21 protein-coding genes are annotated in these 21,739 nt (G+C 39.8%); 9 read left to right on the forward strand and 12 right to left on the reverse strand.

Features of this window, described 5'->3' with window-relative positions:
- Nucleotides 1-15: 15 nt before the first annotated feature.
- Nucleotides 16-357 (forward strand): MarR family winged helix-turn-helix transcriptional regulator, encoded by a 342-nt coding sequence (locus PHF18_RS09545; RefSeq protein WP_300101804.1) that lies wholly within the window; start codon nucleotides 16-18, stop codon nucleotides 355-357.
- A 36-nt stretch (nucleotides 358-393) separates the two neighbouring features.
- Here PHF18_RS09545 and PHF18_RS09550 read toward each other — a convergent pair whose 3' ends face one another.
- Nucleotides 394-609 carry a DUF356 domain-containing protein gene (locus PHF18_RS09550; RefSeq protein ID WP_367279179.1) on the reverse strand — a complete coding sequence of 72 codons (216 nt, stop codon included), beginning with the start codon at nucleotides 607-609 and terminating at the stop codon, nucleotides 394-396.
- Between PHF18_RS09550 and PHF18_RS09555 the strand changes: the two genes are divergently transcribed.
- On the forward strand, nucleotides 568-711 hold the full coding sequence (locus PHF18_RS09555; RefSeq protein ID WP_300101703.1) for a hypothetical protein: 144 nt from the start codon (nucleotides 568-570) through the stop codon (nucleotides 709-711). The genes PHF18_RS09550 and PHF18_RS09555 overlap by 42 nt on opposite strands.
- A gap of 580 nt (nucleotides 712-1,291) precedes the next feature.
- Here the strand turns inward: PHF18_RS09555 and PHF18_RS09560 are convergent.
- Nucleotides 1,292-1,690 (reverse strand): DUF356 domain-containing protein, encoded by a 399-nt coding sequence (locus tag PHF18_RS09560; RefSeq protein WP_300101706.1) that lies wholly within the window; start codon nucleotides 1,688-1,690, stop codon nucleotides 1,292-1,294.
- A 552-nt stretch (nucleotides 1,691-2,242) separates the two neighbouring features.
- Entirely contained in the window at nucleotides 2,243-2,503 is a 261-nt protein-coding gene (locus PHF18_RS09565; protein WP_300101708.1) for a hypothetical protein, read from the reverse strand.
- Nucleotides 2,504-3,356: 853 nt separating this feature from the next.
- On the opposite strand from PHF18_RS09565, the gene PHF18_RS09570 reads away from it, so the two are divergent.
- Nucleotides 3,357-4,307, forward strand: coding sequence for a PGF-pre-PGF domain-containing protein (locus PHF18_RS09570; protein ID WP_300101710.1), 951 nt, complete (start codon nucleotides 3,357-3,359; stop codon nucleotides 4,305-4,307).
- Nucleotides 4,308-4,873: 566 nt separating this feature from the next.
- Here PHF18_RS09570 and PHF18_RS09575 read toward each other — a convergent pair.
- The 6 genes from PHF18_RS09575 to PHF18_RS09600 form a co-directional block, all read right to left on the reverse strand.
- Nucleotides 4,874-5,428 carry a rhodanese-like domain-containing protein gene (locus tag PHF18_RS09575; protein WP_300101713.1) on the reverse strand — a complete coding sequence of 185 codons (555 nt, stop codon included), beginning with the start codon at nucleotides 5,426-5,428 and terminating at the stop codon, nucleotides 4,874-4,876.
- Nucleotides 5,429-5,918: 490 nt separating this feature from the next.
- Complete coding sequence (locus PHF18_RS09580; protein WP_300101715.1) at nucleotides 5,919-6,188, reverse strand: winged helix-turn-helix domain-containing protein; 270 nt, start codon at nucleotides 6,186-6,188, stop codon at nucleotides 5,919-5,921.
- Nucleotides 6,189-7,080: 892 nt separating this feature from the next.
- Nucleotides 7,081-8,109 (reverse strand): flippase-like domain-containing protein, encoded by a 1,029-nt coding sequence (locus tag PHF18_RS09585; RefSeq protein ID WP_300101718.1) that lies wholly within the window; start codon nucleotides 8,107-8,109, stop codon nucleotides 7,081-7,083.
- A 39-nt stretch (nucleotides 8,110-8,148) separates the two neighbouring features.
- On the reverse strand, nucleotides 8,149-9,294 hold the full coding sequence (locus PHF18_RS09590) for a UDP-N-acetylglucosamine--N-acetylmuramyl-(pentapeptide) pyrophosphoryl-undecaprenol N-acetylglucosamine transferase (protein ID WP_300101720.1): 1,146 nt from the start codon (nucleotides 9,292-9,294) through the stop codon (nucleotides 8,149-8,151).
- Nucleotides 9,266-10,096: a phosphatase PAP2 family protein gene (locus tag PHF18_RS09595; protein ID WP_300101723.1), complete on the reverse strand. Its 831-nt coding sequence runs from the start codon at nucleotides 10,094-10,096 to the stop codon at nucleotides 9,266-9,268. Before PHF18_RS09595 ends, PHF18_RS09590 begins: the two co-directional genes overlap by 29 nt.
- 569 nt (nucleotides 10,097-10,665) lie before the next feature.
- Complete coding sequence (locus PHF18_RS09600) at nucleotides 10,666-12,477, reverse strand: KUP/HAK/KT family potassium transporter (protein WP_300101725.1); 1,812 nt, start codon at nucleotides 12,475-12,477, stop codon at nucleotides 10,666-10,668.
- A 586-nt stretch (nucleotides 12,478-13,063) separates the two neighbouring features.
- Between PHF18_RS09600 and PHF18_RS09605 the strand changes: the two genes are divergently transcribed.
- The 6 genes from PHF18_RS09605 to PHF18_RS09630 all read left to right on the forward strand — a co-directional run bounded on the left by PHF18_RS09605 (nucleotide 13,064) and on the right by PHF18_RS09630 (nucleotide 19,164).
- Entirely contained in the window at nucleotides 13,064-14,536 is a 1,473-nt protein-coding gene (locus tag PHF18_RS09605) for an MATE family efflux transporter (protein ID WP_300101728.1), read from the forward strand.
- Nucleotides 14,537-14,949: 413 nt separating this feature from the next.
- Nucleotides 14,950-15,408 carry a MarR family winged helix-turn-helix transcriptional regulator gene (locus PHF18_RS09610; RefSeq protein WP_300101731.1) on the forward strand — a complete coding sequence of 153 codons (459 nt, stop codon included), beginning with the start codon at nucleotides 14,950-14,952 and terminating at the stop codon, nucleotides 15,406-15,408.
- Nucleotides 15,409-15,471: 63 nt separating this feature from the next.
- A complete protein-coding gene (locus tag PHF18_RS09615; protein ID WP_300101734.1) occupies nucleotides 15,472-15,801 on the forward strand; it encodes a TrmB family transcriptional regulator in 330 nt (109 codons plus the stop codon).
- A 251-nt stretch (nucleotides 15,802-16,052) separates the two neighbouring features.
- Nucleotides 16,053-17,489 carry an MATE family efflux transporter gene (locus PHF18_RS09620; RefSeq protein ID WP_300101737.1) on the forward strand — a complete coding sequence of 479 codons (1,437 nt, stop codon included), beginning with the start codon at nucleotides 16,053-16,055 and terminating at the stop codon, nucleotides 17,487-17,489.
- A gap of 140 nt (nucleotides 17,490-17,629) precedes the next feature.
- Nucleotides 17,630-17,764: a hypothetical protein gene (locus tag PHF18_RS09625; protein WP_269746354.1), complete on the forward strand. Its 135-nt coding sequence runs from the start codon at nucleotides 17,630-17,632 to the stop codon at nucleotides 17,762-17,764.
- Between the two features lie 1,001 nt (nucleotides 17,765-18,765).
- Nucleotides 18,766-19,164, forward strand: coding sequence for a secondary thiamine-phosphate synthase enzyme YjbQ (locus tag PHF18_RS09630; RefSeq protein WP_300101744.1), 399 nt, complete (start codon nucleotides 18,766-18,768; stop codon nucleotides 19,162-19,164).
- Between the two features lie 244 nt (nucleotides 19,165-19,408).
- Here the strand turns inward: PHF18_RS09630 and purF are convergent, their stop codons facing one another.
- The 3 genes from purF to PHF18_RS09645 form a co-directional block, all read right to left on the reverse strand.
- Entirely contained in the window at nucleotides 19,409-20,866 is a 1,458-nt protein-coding gene (purF, locus tag PHF18_RS09635; protein ID WP_300101747.1) for an amidophosphoribosyltransferase, read from the reverse strand.
- A 49-nt stretch (nucleotides 20,867-20,915) separates the two neighbouring features.
- Nucleotides 20,916-21,086 (reverse strand): 50S ribosomal protein L37e, encoded by a 171-nt coding sequence (locus PHF18_RS09640; protein WP_300101750.1) that lies wholly within the window; start codon nucleotides 21,084-21,086, stop codon nucleotides 20,916-20,918.
- A 146-nt stretch (nucleotides 21,087-21,232) separates the two neighbouring features.
- On the reverse strand, nucleotides 21,233-21,451 hold the full coding sequence (locus PHF18_RS09645) for an LSm family protein (RefSeq protein ID WP_011032293.1): 219 nt from the start codon (nucleotides 21,449-21,451) through the stop codon (nucleotides 21,233-21,235).
- Between the last annotated feature and the right edge of the window lie 288 nt (nucleotides 21,452-21,739).

A 21,739-nucleotide genomic window follows, 5' to 3' on the forward strand; every position in this document is an offset into this window, starting at 1 on the left:
CTGGAACCATACGGCATTGGCAGCGGACAGTTTAGTTTTATGATGTCCCTTCTGGTAAAGGAAGGGGTCAGGCAGGAAGACCTTGCAAGAAAGTATAAAATGGACAAATCCACCGCTGCACGGGCAATAAAAAAGCTGGAAGATGTCGGCTACGTGTACAGGCAGCAGGACCCGGAAGATAAAAGGGCATACAGGGTCTTCGTTACTGAAAAAGGGAGAAGTATGGAAGAAAAAATGATGGAAATAGCCCTAAAATGGGATTCTATCGTATTGTCAGGTTTCAGTAAAGAAGAAAAGCAGTTACAAGCTGCTTTTCTGGAAAGAATGGAGCAGAATGTATCCGGGATTTTTGAGTGAAACGAGAAAGTTTCCACAAAACCGGATCACATGCCATTATTCACTCTGAACCGGCTTTTCTGCAACCAATTCTTTGCTTTCTTCTTCCTGTTTACCTGATTCCGCCATTTCCTTAACAGTATTCGGGGCTTCCGTAGGCTCCCGCGGGGTCAGCACCCGGTCAAATTCCGGATAGTGCCGGAACTTGTCCGTCAATTCCTCGAATACCTTATGTTTGGGACTGATAATGACTACATGCGCCGGGGGATGAATCTTCTTACCGGGGGGGTTGCGGAAAAAATCCGGGATTTTGCCGACAGCTGCGGAAAACCTATCCTGATCAGCTCTCCGGGGGAAAGTTCAGCCGGGAAATGACTTCAGCTTTTACAGCCACCGGAATGCCGGTATTTTTCAGCCCTGAAAGCGTGGTCCGAGCGGCAGCAGTTCTGTGCAGCGGAAAAAAATAATATAAAACCCAATTTCCTGCTTTCGGCAGATAACTTGTTTTTTTCAGAACGTTTTTAATGATAGCGTTTTTACGGGATGGCACATTATCCCTAACACATTATCCCTGATACTAAGGAATGATAAATATATAACTTCTAAATTTCAGTTTGGGAATCGATTTCCAGTTCCATTTCCCCAAATAACCATTCTTGGCAACAAAATCCTTGATATTATATTTGTATCGTTCCTAAACATTATTGCAAAAATGGTTCATTGTTTATATATGTCGTGGGATTTTGGTTATATGTTAATCCGCCTAAAATACACGATATATTAATACAATGTTTAAAAAACACCATCATTAAAAATGTTTAAGATTTTATGTTGAACTGGCGAATATAGAATGGGGGTATGAAGCGTCGGGTCTGTCGCTTAGAAAATACAGAAGTCATGGAGATTATAATGAAAATCAGAGACTGCCAGGACTTCTACAAACCGGGTTATTTATTCATTCTTCATTTTTGTCTGCTTCCTCTTTTCCTTGAGCCTTATTCAATCCTTCCTGACTGAACAACCGATCAAATTCAGGATACTTCTGGAACTCGCCTGTAATCTCCTCAAATATCTGGTGTTTCGGACTGATGATAACTACATGTGCAGGTGGATGAATTTTCTTCAACCTGCTAATCGCTGCCCCTGCATTATTTTTCAGTTCCACAAGTGCAGCAGAGTTACATCTTGACCTGAGAGATACTCCCATTACGCTAACCAGAAGCGCATCAGCATAATCAGTTTCAATACATCTGGGATTCGTTGAAAACTGAATGTCTCCGTATGTTTCCAGATCGTGTAATGCGATTCTTACTTTTACCGGGTCATCTGCCCGGACTAATGCAAAAGATTTCATTTTTTACACACCAACAACCTGTGAAGTCACCCCCAAACCATATAACATTTTTCCAACTTTTTCTCAAAAAATCAGATTTTCAGTGAAAAATGAGTTTTTGAATATTCAGCAGGTCTCCTCATACCAGATTTTATCGACATAACCATCTTCAACTTAAATATTAGTAGAGTTCAGATATTTACTTGTGACAGGCATAAAGTCCCTTGCTTTAGCTTGCGGGATGAATGGCGTAAACTGCTCTCATTTTCGCTATCTCTAACCTTGAAATACAATTCAGTCCTCTACGATGTACTGAATTCCTAAGCGATAACCAAGCCAAGGAAACCAAAAATATTTGTATTAAATAATTTTTCCCCTCTGGGACAGAGGGTAGAGCCTGTGGACTTGTGAACGGTAGTTCGAGGTATGAAGCAGGAAGCCTCACAGCTTTAGCGTGGGGTAGTTCACTGGAAAAGAAAAGGTAAACGCATCAATCAAAAAGGCGGTGCGAATCAATTATCCTTTTTTGGGGTGCACTGCCTTCTTGATTTAACACAGGATTGTTTTCATCTTTTATGTGATCTTTTTTATTGGTTGTTTTCCAGCCACCCAATCATCTATGAGTGCCCATAACTCAGAGGAATTGCGATCGATCAACAGGCTACCGCGCCCCTGGTTATTCCAGCTTATAGTAGTAACCCGGCTGTTCGTTTCTCCTACCTCATCTTCGTACCACCACGCGCCGTAATCGCCAAAGCCTCCTCCGAGTTCGACATAAAGTACCGGAGAGTCTATTCTGGAAGAATTTATCTCATACCCCTCCACATTGCCCATCAGGCCGGCCATCGGCCATATACTGGCCCAGATACTTTAGCGTATAAGGGACAGCTCCCCCGGTTAAAGTCAAATTAAGCAGCCGGTTTTCATCAACATAATAGAGGCCGCTGGGATTCCCCTCCAGTAGTGATAGTCTGGAGTATAGGGATATTCGGAAAAACGATATGTCTGGCTTGCCATGAGCCTGAAAAACTGACTGTTTGTGAATTTGAATTAAAACAATAAGAATAAGCCAGATAGCTAAAAGTCACAGCACAAGAAAGGGTAAAGCTCCAGCCGGCTTTTTAAGATGACCCTTGAGGATAGCTGACGAAAAGGCTTTCTCACTGGAAAAGTAATCTCACCGATTATACTCCTGTGCTCCTTATGCCCTCAAAACACTACTTCTCAAATAAATATAATTTTTACGGATAAGAATTGCAATTTTAATTTTAAGTTTGATTTTTTTAGAATGTTATGAATAATTCTATACATAAAATAATTTTAAGGTTAGCGGGAGACCTGAAAAGGAGTTAAGAAAAGTAGTGTTTCTCAACTCTTAATAAACTACCAGTATATTGCCATCCCTAAGATATATTTTTTTAGTGAGTTTTCACAAATGATACAAAGGAAAAGCCGGGAGAAATACAGAAGCTATTATCCTGATTTCAACAATATCGCAATTGGAAGACAAAATTCCCATAATTTTACTGCAGTAAGCCGGCCGAAAGTGAATTAAACCATAGGCTCAATAAACCCAGGACGTACTTATTGGAGAAAAATAGTTCCTGGTGAGATCAAAAGCCAAAATTTTGAAAAACATATTTTGCAAAACAATTATACAGGTAATCCCCTGGAAGAGGTATAGAGGATGAAAAAATATCTGTCAATACTATTAGTGTCAGTCCTTATTTTTGGGGCTGTACTCCCGTGCGCTACTGCAGGGGCGAAGGCAAATTCATCAGGAGACAATTCGACTATTGAAGAGGAAACTACTATTATTGATGTTTCTGATGACACTAAGGAAAATTCTGTTGAAAAAAAAGATACTATTGTTGCAGAGGATTCTGTTGTAGTTGATACTACAATAATGTCAACAAATAACAATAGTTACAATTCTGACACTGAATATAATTCTGAGTATTCAGATGATGATATTATTACATCTGTAAACACAGACGATGATTACATCACAGCGAACAATTCTTCTGTATATAATGGTGATGTCACAAATATAGAGGATTCATCACAGACTAATATCCAGTATGTAGAAACAACACAGGTAAACATGGATAATAGTCAGAAGGTAACTGTTGATGTTAAGAATGACAATTCAGTTGTCAACAATATATATTTTGAATCAACAACAGATTCAGGCAAGGCAAAAGTTGTTATTGAAGATCTGAAAGATGATACATCTTTAGTTGAGAAACCAACAGGTGATATTTACAAGTCATTTAACATACGGATCGACAGTGATAATGCAAATGATATTGAAGATGCAGCTGTTAATTTTAAAGTTGAAAAGACATGGCTTCAAGCAAATGGTCTTGAGAAATCATCCATTGTCCTGAATATGTATGATAATGATAAATGGGTAGCAGTACCAATTACAATAACAGGACAGGATTCAACGTATGTGTACTTTACAGCTGAAGTATCTGAATATTCCACATTTGCAATTACAAGCAAAACAATAACTGTAGATAGTACTCTTACATCAACATCTTCGAATAATAATACAGAAGAAACAAATGGTCTAACAAAAAGTGAGATAATACATATACTTGAAATGATTCTCTCATATCTTAAGGGAAACTAATTTCCCTTATTTTTTTGATGAAGTATCATGCGTAAACAGATAAAATTAGCCTGACTTTTTCTTTTCACCTGTATTCTAAATTTATTTTGTGGTTGGTACAATACCTCAATTAATATCTTTTTTTATATATTAATTATAATTTTGATTTTAAGTTATTTAAATAAATTTCTTAGAATTCCATTTGATGTCATTTAGCATCCTCTTACGAGTCGTCACAAAACAAACTATGCACATGTTTCGATTGGATACCTTAATTTTCAAGATCATTACCGTCAATTGAAAATTAACTTTTGATAAATTGACAGGTATTTGAGGGCAGATTTGAAGGATTATGTAAAGGTAAAACCAGGAATTTTAGTTGAAAATCAAGTTTCAATTAAATTCCAAGATGTGGATGAAACATTTTTACTAGATATAAAAAAGTAAAGGGATTCAATGAGTTTTTCATTGAATCACGAAATATAATTCACAGTATATGATCCAATAGCAATTGATTATTTAATATTTTTGGGATCGTAATATTTTGGAACTGATTCCAGATTTTTTATTATCACCTTTAATACTTTTTACTCCGGCGGTAATAATTTACACCATTCATGTGTCCATGAATCATAGGTAGCTACAATTGGGTTTTCTTCACTTACCCACTGGGCGATTCCACCATTCTTGTTTGTGCTGTCCTCATCATTGTCCATGTTATACACATTTTTGTATCCAGCTTCTACCAAGAGGTTGCTTGCCTCAGCACTTCTGCTTCCTAACTTACAATAAACGAGTATTTTTGTATTTTTATTATGCGGCAATTCTTTCATTCTTGCTGGTAATAGCTCTTCATCAGGCAACTGTGGGTTTGGTAGTTTAATATTTCTTAATGGTATCAATGTTGCCCCTTCAATATGCCCTGAGTCATATTCAGTCGGGATACGTACATCCAGAAGAAATACATCTTTATTTTCGACCATCTGTTTAGCGTCACAGATATTCACAGTTGTGTATGTGCATTGAGTTGTGTGTGTGCATTGAGTTGTGTATGTACATTTATCTGCTGCCGCAATGCCAGGTGCGATTATGAGAAGCACAAAAAGAATTGTAGCAAAATACGACAAATATCGCTTATTCAATTAAACTCCTCCAGATCCAGTTTTCCCACTTTAAAATATTGAGATTTTTAGGCTAAATCATTTAAACATAGTAACTATTGTTAAAATCCATATTCTGAAATAGTACCCAGAAGTGACAGTTATTTGCTTTATACAGATATTTGTCAATATCCACTAGCTACAATCTGTCGTATTGTATAGTAAATTGGCACAAAAAAGCAAGGAACCAAAATATGGATTTCAATAATTACATAATGTATTAACTGAAAATATATATGGTATTAGGAATAATTGTTCCCTATAATAATTGTCCATTATATAGTATCCAGTTTATTTTTTTACCCACATACTTTTAATAAAGTTTAATTGCGTGAGGTTTTTATCTGAGAATTAGCTCTGGATTGACAGAAAAAAGAGGATGACATTTATGAAGGCGAAGCTAATAAAGTTTGATGGCTTATTCATCAATGAGATTGTGTATATTAAGCCATTCTTTGACTACGTTTAAAAGCTAGAGATCAAAGTCTTCTATAATTTTTAAGATTATTCTGTATTTATTGATGTACTCAAAACCTTTCTTAGTAAGGCTATAATGTTTTTTTGAATCAACGATACAAATCTCTATGAAATCTTTTTCAATAAGCTCCAGAATATACTTATCAAATTGGCTTGAAGAAAGATTGGATTTCCTGAGGAGGGGAGTAGGTTTTATCTGGTTATGATTTTTGTTTATCAGAACCAGTATATCGTATATTATCTCCAGTCTTTCTCTTTTTTTCATCAACTCTTAACCTCATTCCAGATTTTCACGTAGATAAACATTTGAAAAATATACAGTAGGATGTCAATGAAAAAATAGTTTCTGATTTCAAAGAGAATCAACTGGATCAGGTTTATTGTATAAGACAGAATTAGCAGGTTATATATGATGAAATAATTCAAGCGTTTCTGGCTTTTTTTCATTTTTCTGTAGACCAGATAAAAAGAGAGACAGGGGAGTAATAAAATTATAAGATCGATTTTAGGAGTAAATAATATTCCGGATACGATTATACACAGGAAGACTACTTTTTCATTTTTCAATATAAGATAGAGGGTCCTGTTTAGTTCTTTGATGTCATTAAAAAAGAAAGTCATATAATAGTAGTATAGGAACAATAAAATGGAAATTGTGAGTAAACTCAGTAATAATAACTCTCCGTTGATAGCAGTGTAGACCTCAAAGAGTGAATCCATTTTTTCAATAAGTTCAATTGCTTTCAAGACATAGATTATCAGGAAAGAAAATATCAGGGTTATGAATGAATTTTTAAAGTATTTCAAACCCTCATAAGCTGTTAGCCCATAATAAGTATTAAGTTTTGAATAAATTAAACTAGAAATTATAACCAAAATCAAGGTATAAATGGAATCAATCAAGAACAAAGGTTCTAAGAATTCAGGATCCATAATAACACTTCATAACACTTCGTTATATTATTAATATATAATGACTCGACAGGCATTGCAAAAAAAGAATTAAGGTATCTGTACAGAGGAATTTCAGTCGGTATAAAAACACAATATCCTTCTAAAACACTTTAGATATCCTTCAAAGATCCCTCAAAACTCATTTTATAGACCTCAAAGACCCCTTAAAACTCATTTTATAAACCTCAAAGAGAACTCAAAGCTCATTTTATATACTTCCGTATCAGCTCCGTCTCTTTCAGTAACTTAAAACTCACAAATCCTCCGACTAAAAGATTCGCATAAAAAGTAAAAGCCCTCCATGCCACCACTGCAATTCCAAGGACGTTTGCCGGCACAAAGAATGAAAAGAGGGTACTTGCAGCAAATTCAGCCACCCCGCTTGAACCGGGAGTCAAAGGTACAATCAGAACAATCATAAGAATTACCTGTGCTGCAAAAGCAATCATCACAGAAGGAGCTTGATTGAGGCCCAGAAGAATTACCGGCAGGAGAGAGAACTCAACAATCCAGAATATAACCGTATACATTGACCCGTAAAATAAGCCTGCACGCCCTTCTGTGAAAAAGATGTGTATGCTCTTATGGAATTCATCCATTTCCCGGTCAATTGACTCCGATAGTTTGTACAGTTTGTTTCCTGTTTTTTTTCCACCAAGACGGATAATCCATCCCACAAGAACATTTATGGCAAGTTTAACATGTTGAGGCCGCAGGACCGCATACAACACGAGGGCAAGGCTAGCGATTAAAAGGAGTTCTCCTGATATAAGCACAATATCCAGAGTTGGATTTGACATTATACCATGAAATAGAAGTAACGAAAAAGGTGCGATTAGCAGGATCAGTATCGCATCCAGTAAACGTTCCCCCAAAACAACAGCAGTAGCTTTCCCAATAGGCATTTTGTTCTGGTTGAGGAGATGAATCCTCAAAGGTTCTCCACCTATGGAAGAAGGAGTAATTGCTGCAACGAAAGTGCTGGAGATTACAATTTCGAGAGCTGTTATAATTCCTATTTTATGCCCGAGTGCAGATGCCATTGATCTTGTGCGCAGGCCCCAGATAATGAAGGAAAGCATGTGGACACCAAAAGCCGCTAAAATGTATTCGGGCCGAATCTTCCTGACAATTTCAGTTGTTGTCGTGTCCAGAGTGAAGATAAGGACAATTGCTATCGAAAGTATACTAATCAAAATTGAGCTTGTTACCCACTTAGTGAACTTTTTCATGAAAGCACAATCCAGTTATTAAACTTGATTCGAGACTATTCAAACTTTTAATTTGGAAATTGAACTATTTGACTCGATTAGTTTTTGTATCGCAGAGGCAGCATTCAGATCCTCAGACATTTTTTTCATATTCCCTACTTTCCGGTGGATTTTTTTGTCCTCTATAAGCTCCCTGATCGAATTAAGGATCTGTTCCGGAGGCGTGCTGTAAGCCAGGCGCCTGCCATAACCTTCAGAATCTACCACATCGGCATTACTCTCCTGCTCACTGTGGTTCATGTCAGGAAATGAAAGCACAGGAATGCCAAAAGTGAGAGCCTCCATTATGGTGCTGTGCCCTCCTGGAGCAATTACAAGTTCTGAGGCTTTAAGATAAGGAAACTGATCGTCAATAAAACACTCAATAGTAACGTTTTCCGGCAGGTCTGAAAAGACAGCAGGATCCAGATTCGGCCCTGAAAGAAGAGTGTAGTTTATGCTTCTGTCGAGTTTTGCAACTTCGATAATTTTGGTAAATATGGGTTTCCGGTATCCAAAACCTCCTATAAGGGATAACACATGAGGTTTTTGTAGATTTGCGGTTTTTACATTATCTGATCTTTTTAAAACCAGGGGACCACTGAAAAATATATTTTTGGTGATTTCAGTTTCAAAGGCAAGGTTTCGCCTGCATACTGTATAAGGCATTGGGAAATCAGGGACTATGATCCCATCAACCTTTCTGAAAATACAGCTGTAAAAATGTTTAATTAGCCCCCCAATGGCTCGAAGGGGCATACCTCCTTTTTTAAAGAAATCCTCCATGTTTGACTGATTAACCATTAAGTAAACCGGAATTCTTCGGACCTTAGAACCGATTACTCCTGTAAAATAACTGTCTGAGACTACAATATCAGGTTTTGTTTCTTTTAGCAGGTTCAGGACTTTAAAAATCCCAGACGCGGTTCCACTTTTCAAAGTGGCTATGATTGACTTTTTTAGGTTCAAAGAACCAGACTCGCCTACAAGCTTGATCTCTGGAGGGATCTCAAGGGTCTGGTATCCTTTTCTTTCGATAAATTCTTTTGAATAGCCATATGCTCCAAAATAAACCTCATGACCGGCAGCCAATAATTCCTGGCCAAGCGCGATACAGCGACTCGTGTGACCCAGCCCTTCACCGCATATAAAGACTAATATCTTCATCTTTGAACCTCGTTTTGAAAATTCGAGTAGCTATAAAATAAGCGATAAAAGCCAGTATGATGCCACCAATCATATCCGTGATCCAGTGTATGCCCAGATACAGTATCGCAAAAAGGATGAAAATGGTTGTCCCAACCGCAAAAATTTTGTAACGACTAAGATTTGTCCTGAAAAGTATAAACAGCGTTGTCATTACTGAGAGTGCAGCATGCAGGCTGGGAAAACAGTTGTTAAGGCTGGGATCACAGATAGTTACTATTCGCAAAATGGCAGGATTCAGTTGATACAGAAGAGGGATCATGCCAGGCAGCACATTTCCGGTAACATCTACAGGGAAAAATATGTAAAATGGGTAAGCTGCCAGATATATGAGCGTGAAAGCAATTACATATTCTTTAAGAGCTTCGGTATTCCGGGTACACAGGAGCGCCACAAATGTGAAAAGCAAAAGGAAAGAAAAGCCCAGTAAATAAATGACTCCGCTAAAATATGTCAGCATGGGAGTAGCCAGACTCTGGAAGTGACTCACTTCATTGCCTTCCAGAATCAACATATATTGATCATAATTTCGAGAAGGATTGAGGCCCAGGAAATTTGAAATGGCTGTTTGTGAGTCCATAAGTATAAAGATCAGGACCACCAAAATTGCATAAGGCAGGAACTCCGAAATTCCGGATGAATTCTGACTCTTATAGTAATATTTAGGCTTAAGAGGCTCCGGTACAAAAATAAAATAACCGGTTGCTACTGAAAAAATCAGGGAAAGTATCATCATAAAGTCCATTTGATTTGAAGATATCATTTCACATGCGCCCCAATGTTTGAATAAATTAATCCGAAAAATAGCCAGTTACTAAATATCTCACCTGTAACACCGTATTTTACCTATAACACTGTATTTCACCTCTAACACTGTATTTCACCTCTAACACTATCTATCTGGCTCCTTCTACGTAATGAGAACTAAATATATATGATAAGTGGAGAGAAAGTCCACATTTGTACTTTTTTGACTGCTCCCCTTTAGGAGAACTAAATATATATGACAAGTGGAGAGGAAGTCCACATTTTCACTTTTTTGACTGCTCCTCCTTAGATTTACAGGCGATAGATATTGTTTTTGGAATCAGTTATTTAATCTTCCATTCTATGAATAAAGCCACGTCTCTTAAAAAATTTTGAGTGAAGCTTAGAAAATTGACAGGAAAAAGCGAACAAATTCAGAAACATAGTAGAAAATGAATCTGAAAACCAAGTAAAAAATGATAAAATAAAAGGAATTCAGACCATAAAACTCTTTTTTGGCCTGAATATTCCACTACGCCCAGATCAATAATTAAGTAAGTAGAAAGTGAAGCATCCTCCTTACTTTCACATTTCAAACCTTGTCATAACTCCATGAAGCTCATCAGTAGGGAGCCTGTAGAACTGGACAAAAGAAGGGGACAGTTTTTTAATTACGGAAAAGACCCTCCATATCAAGTTATTCGTAAATATGTCTTCTATTCCGTAAAAGATTGTTTTTTCATGGATGCCTTTGTCTTTCAGGATCTGTACGACATCAATAATTTCCATATACCCCATACTTATTTCAAAGACTCTCAAGCCTTTTGCCAGCTCTTTTGTGAAAGAGCTTTTTACTCCAAATGGGCTTTCACACCTGACAATTGAAATAAAGATGTTGTCTTCATAAATAATATTATTATCAAACATTATGTGAGAAATGTATTGAGGGATTTTAGTTATGTCCCGGGAAAAGAAAAGAGCAGTCCCACTGATTTTATTTTCGCTTGCATACACCTGCTTATATTGTTCAAGGAAATTATTAATCTTCAGGGGCTTCATCAGTTCATAAAGCCTTTTTTGTCCTGAAGTATATATAAGGATCAGAGAAAAGATAATAGCTGCTATGACAATGGACCAGTAACCCCCATGCGGGATTTTATAAGTGTTTGAGAGAAGAAATACTATGTCGATACCGGTCACAAGAAGGGATACAAAAGATTTGACCGGCATTTTTTTGAAATAAAATATTAAAGTCATCATCAGGCCTGTAATTGACATGGTTCCTGTAACTGCCAGCCCATATGCAGCCGCAAGTCTGTGAGAGTCCCTGAACTCAAAAATCATAAATAAGACGGAAATAAGGAGAAGCCAGTTTACTGCACTGATATAGATCTGGGACTGTAATTCACCTGAAGTATAATCGATCTTTAACATGGGAATTATTCGGGTTGTTATCCCCTGATATACTATTGAAAACACACCGCTGATCATGGCTTGAGAGGCAATGATTGTAGCTATGATACTCAGGATAAGGAATGGGACATATACGAGATGTGCCTGCTGGTTTATCATCTCAAATAATACATTTCTCGAATCCGGGTTTCTGATGAGAAATGCTCCCTGCCCGAGATAATTCAAAGCCAGTGCGACAAACACAAATTTCCAGGCTTTCAAAATCGGCTCTCTTCCCAGGTGCCCCATATCGGCATACAATGCCTCGCCCCCCGTGGCACACAGAATAACTTCGGATAATACAAAAAATCCCGTAAGCCCATTATCCATGAGAAATCTGATCGCGTAATAAGGATTTATGGCTTTAAGTATGACTGGGGTATAAAAAATTGAGACAATACCTGAAAATGCAATGGATATGAACCATAAAATCATTATTGGCCCAAAGACCCATGCAATCTTTTCTGTTCCCTTGTTCTGGATTGAAAAAAGAGCTACTGCGATTATGCCGGCAATGAGCATGATAGCCTCTTGCCCGATGTCTTGAAACGCAGGGATGATCCGCAGGCCTTCAACAGCACTCAGGATACTGATTGCAGGCGTAATGACTCCATCCCCGACAAGAAAAGAGGTCCCTATATAGGCTAATAATGTGATTAAAGCTACATTTCGACCGGATTTGAGAAGAGGAACGAGCAGTTCTTTTAATACAATTGTTCCCCCTTCCCCTTTTTTACCCAGGCTCATGGCAAGCCAGGCATACTCCACAGTTACAAGTGTAATAAGTGTCCAGATGATTAAAGATAAAACTCCTATTACGTGAATTTCAGTAGGTCTTGTAAGGAGGAATATGACTGTCAGGGTATAGATAGGGCTTGTTCCAATATCTCCAAAAACAAGACCCATAGAGTTTACTATACCCCTGAAATCAGATTTGGAAAACATAATATATCACCTTATTTGTTCCAGGAATTTTTGGGCAAAAAACATGATTTGAGATGAAAAATTACAGGTATTTGAATCCTGTGGCAACAAATCATGATTTTACTCTGCCCGAAAAGAGTGAAAAGGAATTGAATTTGCAGAATTTTTAACTCACCAATTTCCCATTTTCATTTAAAATTCGTCTCTTCCTTATGATTTTCAGCTTTTTATTCAATTAACCTTAAAGTAAATATTGTTTTTATAATAACGCATGGTGCTGAGAATTACTTTTTCATATATAAAGATCTTGACCCATTATCCCGAGAAATCGATATTGACCAGTGATCAAGCCAATTAATTGATATTGAACAGTGATAAAGCCGATTAATCGAGATTGACCGGTGATAAAGCTGATGAATCGATTTTAATTATTCGGATCCAAAAAATGTGTATCTCAGGTTATACTTATTATCCCTGCATATGGAAAGGTAAATAAAAAACATTTCGCCACAAAATAAGAAAATGTTAAAGGCAGAGAGATCAAAGAAGAATAGGATAAAAAATGGGATAGAATAAAAAATGTGCAAGTTCAAAAACGGCGGGAAAAATGAGCAGAGAAGCGGCAGAAAAAAAAGGGAATATCGGAGAGAAAGAGGTAGAGGAAAATAGGGATGAGAAGGGAAAAACAGGAGTCTTCCCGTCTCAAAAAGTTACAGAAGGTGTGGATGTCCTCCTCGGAGACCCAAAAAAAGCTGTGGTTAAGCTCTCTATTCCGATCATAGTTGCAATGTCCGTACAGACCATCTACAGCCTGACCGATACCTTCTGGGTTGCAGGCCTGGGTGCGGATGCCCTTGCTGCGGTAGGGTTTGCCTTTCCTTTTTTCGTAATCCAGATGGCGCTTACGGGCGGGCTTGGAGTTGGAGGAGGAGCTGCGATTTCCCGGCGGATAGGGGCCAGGGACAAGGCAGGCGTGGATAACGTTGCAGTACACGCCTTTGTGATTATGTTTATCCTCACAGTTGTCCTTACAGTTATCGGACTTACATTTGTAAAAGACCTCTTTATGTACAGTGGAGCCGGGAATACAACCGGGTTAGGGGTTTCATATGCCAGGGTTATCTTTGCAGGCAGTTTTGTGTTCTTTTTTACGAACGTTGCAAACTCTATTCTCCGGAGTGAAGGGGACTCAACGCGGGCCATGCAGTCCATGATCCTGGGGTCTGTCCTGAACATAGTGCTTGACCCCATTTTCATATACACTCTGGGGCTTGGGGTTGCAGGGGCTGCTCTTGCGACTGTGATTTCTTTTGCCAGCTCGGGGCTGCTGATGTTCTACTGGTTTTTTGTTAAAAAGGACACCTATGTGACTTTCAGGTTCCATTCCTTCAAATTCGACAGAGCCATCGTCCGGGACATCTTCAGGGTAGGGATACCGTCATCGTTCGAGCAGGTTGCCCTGGCAATGACCGCCCTCCTCATGAACCTTATAATTGTCAATGTCAGCGGCACCGATGGGGTTGCAATCTACGCCACAGGCTGGAGAGTCGCAAGCATTGCGGTTGCTCCCTTAATAGGAATTTCAATTTCCGTGGTCTCGATTAGCGGGGCTGCCTTCGGAGAGCTTAACTTTAAAAAAGCCCGGCAAGCCCTTATTTATGCAACAGAAATAGGCTTTCTGGTAGAAGCTGCCATAGGCATTGCTGTATACATATTTGCCCCCCAGATTGCAGCCGTTTTTACACAGGCTGAAACTGCCGCCCGTATCGCTCCGGAACTTACAAGGCTCCTGAAAATTATGACGGTCTTCTACCCGGCGGTTACCTTCGGAATGCTCTCTGCCTCTCTCTTCCAGGGCGCAGGAAAAGGCACAAGTGCTCTTATTGCAACTCTTTTAAGAAGCCTGGTTATGACTCCCCTTTTTGCTGTGCTCTTTGCTTACGAATACGGGTGGGGACTGCTTGGGGTCTGGTGGGGGCTGGTCGCGGGCACGGTTATAGGGTCGATGATTACTTTTGTGTGGGCTCAGGTTTACCTGAGATACATGATCCATGCTACAAAAACCGGGGAAAAATGTTGATTCCGCCTGGATGCCTGATACTTGCAGATATCTCCGATTAACTAATCACAAAATATAAATAAAACCTGTTCGTCATTTAGTTAGAAATTGAACAGTAAGAAAAGTGCATAGTAAGATTAAAGACAGTCGGGATTCGGATGATAAGATATAAATTAAAATCCAGTCAAACCCAGTAAGATTCGGTAAAACCCAACAAAAACAGTTAAACCCGATAAAGACCGGGAAACACACGCCAGAAACCAGTAAGAAAATTTAATCAAGCACGACTCGCAAAACAGAACTGCTGGATCAAAAACGCCTCACAAACAGATCCCTTACTACTATCGCTAGTTTTGCTACTATCCCTAGCTTTAACTATCCCTGGCTTTATCATCCGAATAATGACTGAAAAAAGCGCCTCACTGTGATAACCGATGAAAGAAGAAAGAATAAAAGAAACGGTAAAACTTCAGTTTGAAATGATCCATCTCTTCCATAAAAATTTTGCCAAAACCTTTCACCAGACAGGAAATAACCCATACAATCTCAACAAAAATCAGAATAAGGTTATCCTGATTATAGGGACAGCAGGTGAGATTATGCCCACTACTCTTGGCAAGTGTCTGGACCTTCAGAAAGGGAGCCTGACCAGCATGATAGATGCTCTGGAAAGAGAGGAGCTTGTCTACAGGAAAGGAGACCCGGGAGACCGGAGAAAGACCCTAGTTTCACTTACAGAAAAGGGGAAGGTTTACAGAGACTGGTTCACAGAGGAGCTTGAAAAAAGTGCATCTGAAGTTATGAACCAGCTTGCTGAAGAAGATATTGTAGCCTATCAGGAAAGCCTGAAGACAATACTCGGCACACTGAAGAAACTGGATGAAAGTGCCTGAAAAGGAAAAGCCCCCAGAAAACGATACTAGATAGATACTAGATAATATATACTGAGATCTGCAATGTACACGGAGCTTATAGGCAAACTCCAGAAGTTAGGATTCACAGAAAACGAAGCGAAGATCTATATAGGGCTCCTGAGCCTGGGCGAGGCAACAGCAAGGGAAATCCATGAATTTACGCACGTTCCCAGGCCAAAGATTTATGCTACGCTGGAGAGAATGTCGAAAAAGAAGTATGTGGAAGTCATCGAAGGAACTCCAGCATATTTCAGGTGTATTGGTCCGGAGCAGCTGACCAAAAGGCTGAGAGACGAATTCCTTTTCTCCCTGAATAAAACATTGAAGGAACTTAATTCTGCAGGTTACGGGATAAAAAACAGGTTCTTTTAATTCCGGGTCTGAATCCCCTGAGCTCCTGAATCCCCTGAGCTCCTAATCCCCTGAGCTCCTGAAAAGGATTCCATTCCGGAATAGGATACTATTCCTGAAAAGGATACTATTCCTGAAAAGGATACTATTCCTGAAAAGGATACTATTCCTGAAAAGGATACTATTCCTGAAAAGGATACTATTCCTGAAAAGGATTCCATTCCTGAAAAAGAGGGAACGGGAAAAAGACGTATTAAAAGGAAGATAACTAAATGAAAACCAGAACAGCCATAAATTCAAAACCCGTCAATCCTGAAAAAAGCCCAGAAACAAGAGGCGTAAAGATCCTTGAGGGAGACCCGAAAAAAGCCATTATCAAACTTGCAGTCCCGATGATTGTTGCGATGTCTGTCCAGACTCTTTACCAGCTGATAGATACTTTCTGGGTTTCAGGGCTTGGAGCGGATGCTCTTGCTGCAATGGGCTTCGTATTCCCCTTCTTTTTCATAAGCATGGCTTTATCCAACGGGCTGGGGATAGGGGGAGGAGCAGCCATCTCCCGGAAGATAGGAGCACGGGATAAAGTAGGAGCAGATAACGTAGCCGTACACACAATTATAATGATGCTTCTGCTCGTTCTTATATTTACCATACCTTTCTATGTTTTTGCCCCCCAGATCTTCTCTCTGGCAGGAGCAGGGAGGACAACCGATCTCGCAGTAGCTTATGCGAGGGTGATATTCCTTGGGAGCATAGTCATATTTTTTACTAACGTAGCTAACTCCATCCTCAGAGCCGAAGGGGATTCAAACCGCGCAATGAAGGCAATGATCTATGGCGCAGTCCTGAATATTTTCCTTGACCCTATTTTTATATACACCTTTAAAATGGGAATTGCGGGCGCAGCCTGGGCAACCCTACTGTCTCTTGCAGTCTCTTCGGTTATGATGCTGAACTGGCTTTTTTTCAAAAAGGATACTTTCGTCTCCTTCGATTTTAAAGACTTCAGCTTTGAAAAAAATATTGTAAATGACATATTCAGGATAACAATCCCCGCCTCCGCTCAGCAGCTTTCTATGTCATTATCCATGCTTGTCCTCAACCTTATTATTGTGAACGTGAGCAATACCGACGGAGTTGCTGTCTATTCCACTGGCTGGCGGGTTGCAACAATTGCAATTGCTCCCCTTATAGGGATTGCAACAGCTGTGGTTTCGGTTTCTGGAGCCGCTTTTGGGGCGAAGGAATTTGAAAAAGCAGAAATTGCCCATACATATGCAATAAAACTGGGGCTCCTCATCGAAAGTGCGGTTGCTGTATTAACTTTCATCTTTGCCCCGCAGATTGCGGCCATATTCACGCAGACAGCAGACGCCGCCCATATTGCACCAGACCTTACCCACTTCCTGCGTGTTATCTGTATCTTCTACCCATCCGTTTCTCTCGGAATGCTCTCGACATCTTTCTTCCAGGGAGCAGGAAAAGGCATGAGCGCACTTACTGCAAACCTCCTGAGAACCATAGTATTTACCCCTATCTTTGCAGCTTTTTTCGCATTCAATCTGGACATGGGGCAGGTAGGTGCCTGGTGGGGAATTGTCATAGGCAATGCCATCGGAGCTGGAGTGACCTTTGTCTGGGCAAGGCTCTACCTCAACGCAATTCTGAAAACAAGACCTCTGAACAAACCTCTGGAACAGGGAGTTTGAAAAGATCTTGGGGGAAGTAGTTTGGAAAAACGGTTTAATCACCACGGTGCATATGTTTATATAGTATGAATAGGCAATAGGATACTGACTACCGGCTAAATAGAAAAAACATAAATTCAATGTTCAAAAGGTGAGCCAGAATGAAAGAAACAGTTCCGCAAAAGCCTCTGAAACCAGTTTTGCACGGGTTCCTGCTTAAAGACCGCAAGATCGTCACATCCTCGAAGATAAGAGTCCTGAAGCTTTTTGGGCTTATGTCGACACAGGAAGCATAAATCTAAAAACGTCCCTGAATTGCAGGAAGGGCTAACCTTCTGTACTCAGGGACTGAAATTAAAAACTATTCGAAAAGCGGATACCTTTACAGACCCTTATAGACAAAGCTAAAATTTCCTCCACCGAAAAACGCCGAGTCTACCTCAACCAATTGGCAGAACAAACGCCCGGAAATCCAAAATTGCCCAGAGTCAACCTTTGACAACTGGAAAAAATATTATTTTCAGAAAAACTTCCAATAAATGTTCCTGAAATAAAAACAACCCGGTAAAAGTCTCTCAAAAAACCACACCTCCAAAAAGCAACAAAAAAGAAAAACGACACAACAAGAAATCAGAAACAGAGCATATTCAGGGACATTTCAGATGAACAAGTCCTCCCAAAAAATTCTTCAAGTCTGTCTTCAACAAGCGACACCAATAAATGAAGCCAGAATAATTTGAAGAAAACAAATGCGAGACACCAGCAGCTCCATCCCTGGAGCAATAAATACCATCTAAAAAACGGCAAGCACAAAAGTGTAAATCCCACCCAAAAAACGCACCAGAATCGGGAAAGGGAAAAAGGAGAGAACTGGAAATTTGGCTCCAGTTCTTTCCAAAAAACATGACCATTTTACATTATTCTGTTTTAATCTATGTTCAATTGCTTTTTTAATAAACAGAATTAAACTCTATCGAAGAATTCAATCTGTAAAACCTCCTCTTTAACATTTTTTTCACGTCTTTTTTGTAAGGCGCCTCCAGACAAGCTGGTAGGGTACTTTAGAACATGTGAGTTGAAAAAAGATGAAGATGTCGGGTGAAATGTTCATCTGGTTGGCGGGCAGGCTGTAACCTGTGCAACACACAGGTAAAAACAGATAGATTATATGAGACCATACACATAAAAATGCCAAAAGGCGAAGGTATTATTCAGTCAAAAAAGTTTTCAGGCAAAAAAATACACAGACCGTATAAAATTCAATACAGCAGACCGTATAAAGTTAAGAGGGAAGGATTTGAAACTCAACATCGAAACTTCAAGGCGCATAGAGCTGATAGATATTACCTTAGAAGTACAGGAAGAGGTCAGGATAAGCGGAATACAGGAAGGAATATGCCTCATCAGCACCAGGCATACGACTGCAGGCATTATAATTAATGAAAATGAAAGCGGGCTCAGGGAAGACATCCTGAATCTACTGAACCGGCTTGTTCCTCCGGGAGCCGGGTACAGGCACGACCGCATAGACAATAACGCTGATGCCCATCTCAAAGCCTTACTGCTCGGAGCAAGCGAAGCCCTGCCAATTGTACAGGGAAAATTGGAACTCGGAACCTGGCAGAGCATCTTTTTTGCCGAGATGGACGGCCCAAGGCACAGGGCAGTAAATTTAACGAATTTAAAGATAGAGTAAGGATAGAGACCTGGAAGAGTTAAAATACAGGATCGAACAAACCGAAAAATAGTGCATAACAGCCAGAAAGAGAAAAACAAGTGAGAACAATAAAAGAAGAAAAGAAGAACAATAAAAGAAGAAAAGAAGAACAATAAAAGAAGAAAAGAAGAACAATAAAAGAAGAAAAGAAGAACAATAAAAGAAGAAAAGAAGAACAATAAAAGAAGAACAATAAAGAAGAAAAGAAAAAGAAGAAAGTCCCTTAAGGGTTGCCTGAAGAGACTGACTGAGAAGATTTTTTAGCCTTACTGAAATCGTCCAGACGAGTCTGTTTTTTTCTGCAGTTCTCCCCGGGGATTTCTACAGGATATTCACCTGTAAGGCAGCCGACACACATGTCGTTCTTATCGCACTCAAGAGCTCTCATGAGCCCTTCAATGCTGAGATAACCGAGAGAGTCAGCGTTTATAAGCCCTTCAACCTCTTTTGTAGTCTTGTACGAGGCGATCAGTTCCTGCCTGGTTGCCATATCGATCCCAAGATAACAGGGGGCAATAATTGCCGGACTTCCGACCCTTGCATGGACTTCAGAAGCGCCTGCCTTCCTGACCATATCTATGATACGCCTGGAAGTCGTGCCACGAACAATGCTGTCGTCGACCAGGACTACACGCTTGCCTTTGACGTTATCCCGAATAACGTTCATCTTGAGCCTAACTGCAGTTTCACGCAGGTCCTGTCCCGGAAGAATAAATGTGCGCCCTATGTAGCGGTTCTTCATAAGACCTTCCAGGTACATGATTCCGGATTCCCTTGCATAGCCAATTGCAGACGTGATTCCTGAGTCAGGGACAGGAGAAATGATATCTGCATCCACGGTATGCTCGCGGGCAAGCTCCCTTCCGATTCTTTCCCGGACCTTGTAGACGAGTTTGCCGTCAATGACAGAATCGGGCCTTGCAAAGTAAATGAACTCAAAAACGCAGTGTGCAGGATGGGACTCATTTGTGAGCTGGTAGCTCTCAAAGCCTGAACCCGTGAAAACCATTACCTCGCCTGGCTTGACATCTCTAATAAGGGTGCCGTTCAGAGTGTCGATGGCCACGCTCTCCGAAAAGATGCCATATCCACCGTCAACTTCTCCAAAACAGAGAGGCTTGAAGCCAAAGGAGTCCCTGACAGCGTACACAGTGCCGTTAATGAAGATAACAAGGGAATAAGAGCCAATAAGCTTGCGCATTACGGTCCTGATAGACTCGATTGGGTCATGTTTAATCAGCTCTTTCACAAGCAGATGTCCGATAACCTCAGTATCTGAGTCGCTTATAAAAATCCGGCCTTCGTTTTCCAGCTCGTCCTTAAGTTTTCCGGCATTTACCAGATTTCCATTATGGGCGATGGCAACTGTTCCACCCTTAAAGTTAAGGATAAAAGGCTGACAGTTTTCAATCTTTGACCCGCCAGTCGTGGAGTAGCGGACATGCCCGATTCCTGCATTCCCAATAAGATGCCCCAGGGAATCCTTGTTGTACACATCAGGCACAAGCCCCATGCCCTTGATTGACTGAGGAGACGTACCGTCATGTACCATTATGCCTGTGGATTCCTGTCCTCTATGCTGGAGAGCATACAGAGCATAATACAGCTTGAATGCGACAGCATTTGATTGAGGCCTGTCGTTGGGGAGGATTATTCCTGCAACCCCGCATTCTTCTTTCAATATTAACCTCCGGTGCAGGTAAAAAATAAAGAAAATTGAGCAGGAAAGTTTAATACTTGCACTTTGCCTGCCACTTGTAAGATCTCATGCGTTTTGTTTTTCCAAAGCCGCATGAAGTACACTCTTTTGTATGTATGTTTAATGAAACGCTGCCGCATCTTCTGCATTTGGCGTGAGTGCGCTTCTGTCTTTTTCCCATTGATGCCGTACCTTTACTCATTCCTAGATCTCCTTATAAAAATCAACTTATTAGTGTGTAATATTCGATAATCCGAAACAATTTTGTTTTTCGGAATTTAGACTCAGTCATACAGATTCTGCTGCTCGCCGAGATTTAACGTTAATAGGTGAAGTGCTTGATATAGATTACGGAGATACATATACCACGTTGTCCCCACGAATAACAACACTGCTAAATTTACTTACGACTTCTCCTTCTCTTAATTCTTCAGCATTGTCAAGCACGAGGTTCATGTGAATATCGTATCCTTTCAGCTCGCCCCTAAACTCACGTGCGCCTTTCAATCTAACAATTACAGGTGTGTCCAGTGCGTTGTTCAAAATATCCAGAGGTCGGTTTGCCATCCTTACAATCCCCTTAAAACATTATAAATCAAGTCATTATCTATATCAATATAAATAGTTAATCCAGCCTTAAACTGATCGCCGCGCTTAAGTATTTGGTTATTTGCATCAAAGTCGTAAATACAATATATAAATGTATCGAAGCGATATACCCTTTTTAGTGTTCAGTATATAAACGAACCCAAAAGAGAAGAAAAATACTCTTTCCAGGGGAAAAAATACAATATTACTAAAACACTTTCACTCAAAGCTCTCAGAAATGCTTCTAAAAGTTTTCAGAAAATAAGA

The sequence above is a fragment of the Methanosarcina sp. genome, assembly GCF_028693135.1.
Lineage (GTDB): Archaea > Halobacteriota > Methanosarcinia > Methanosarcinales > Methanosarcinaceae > Methanosarcina.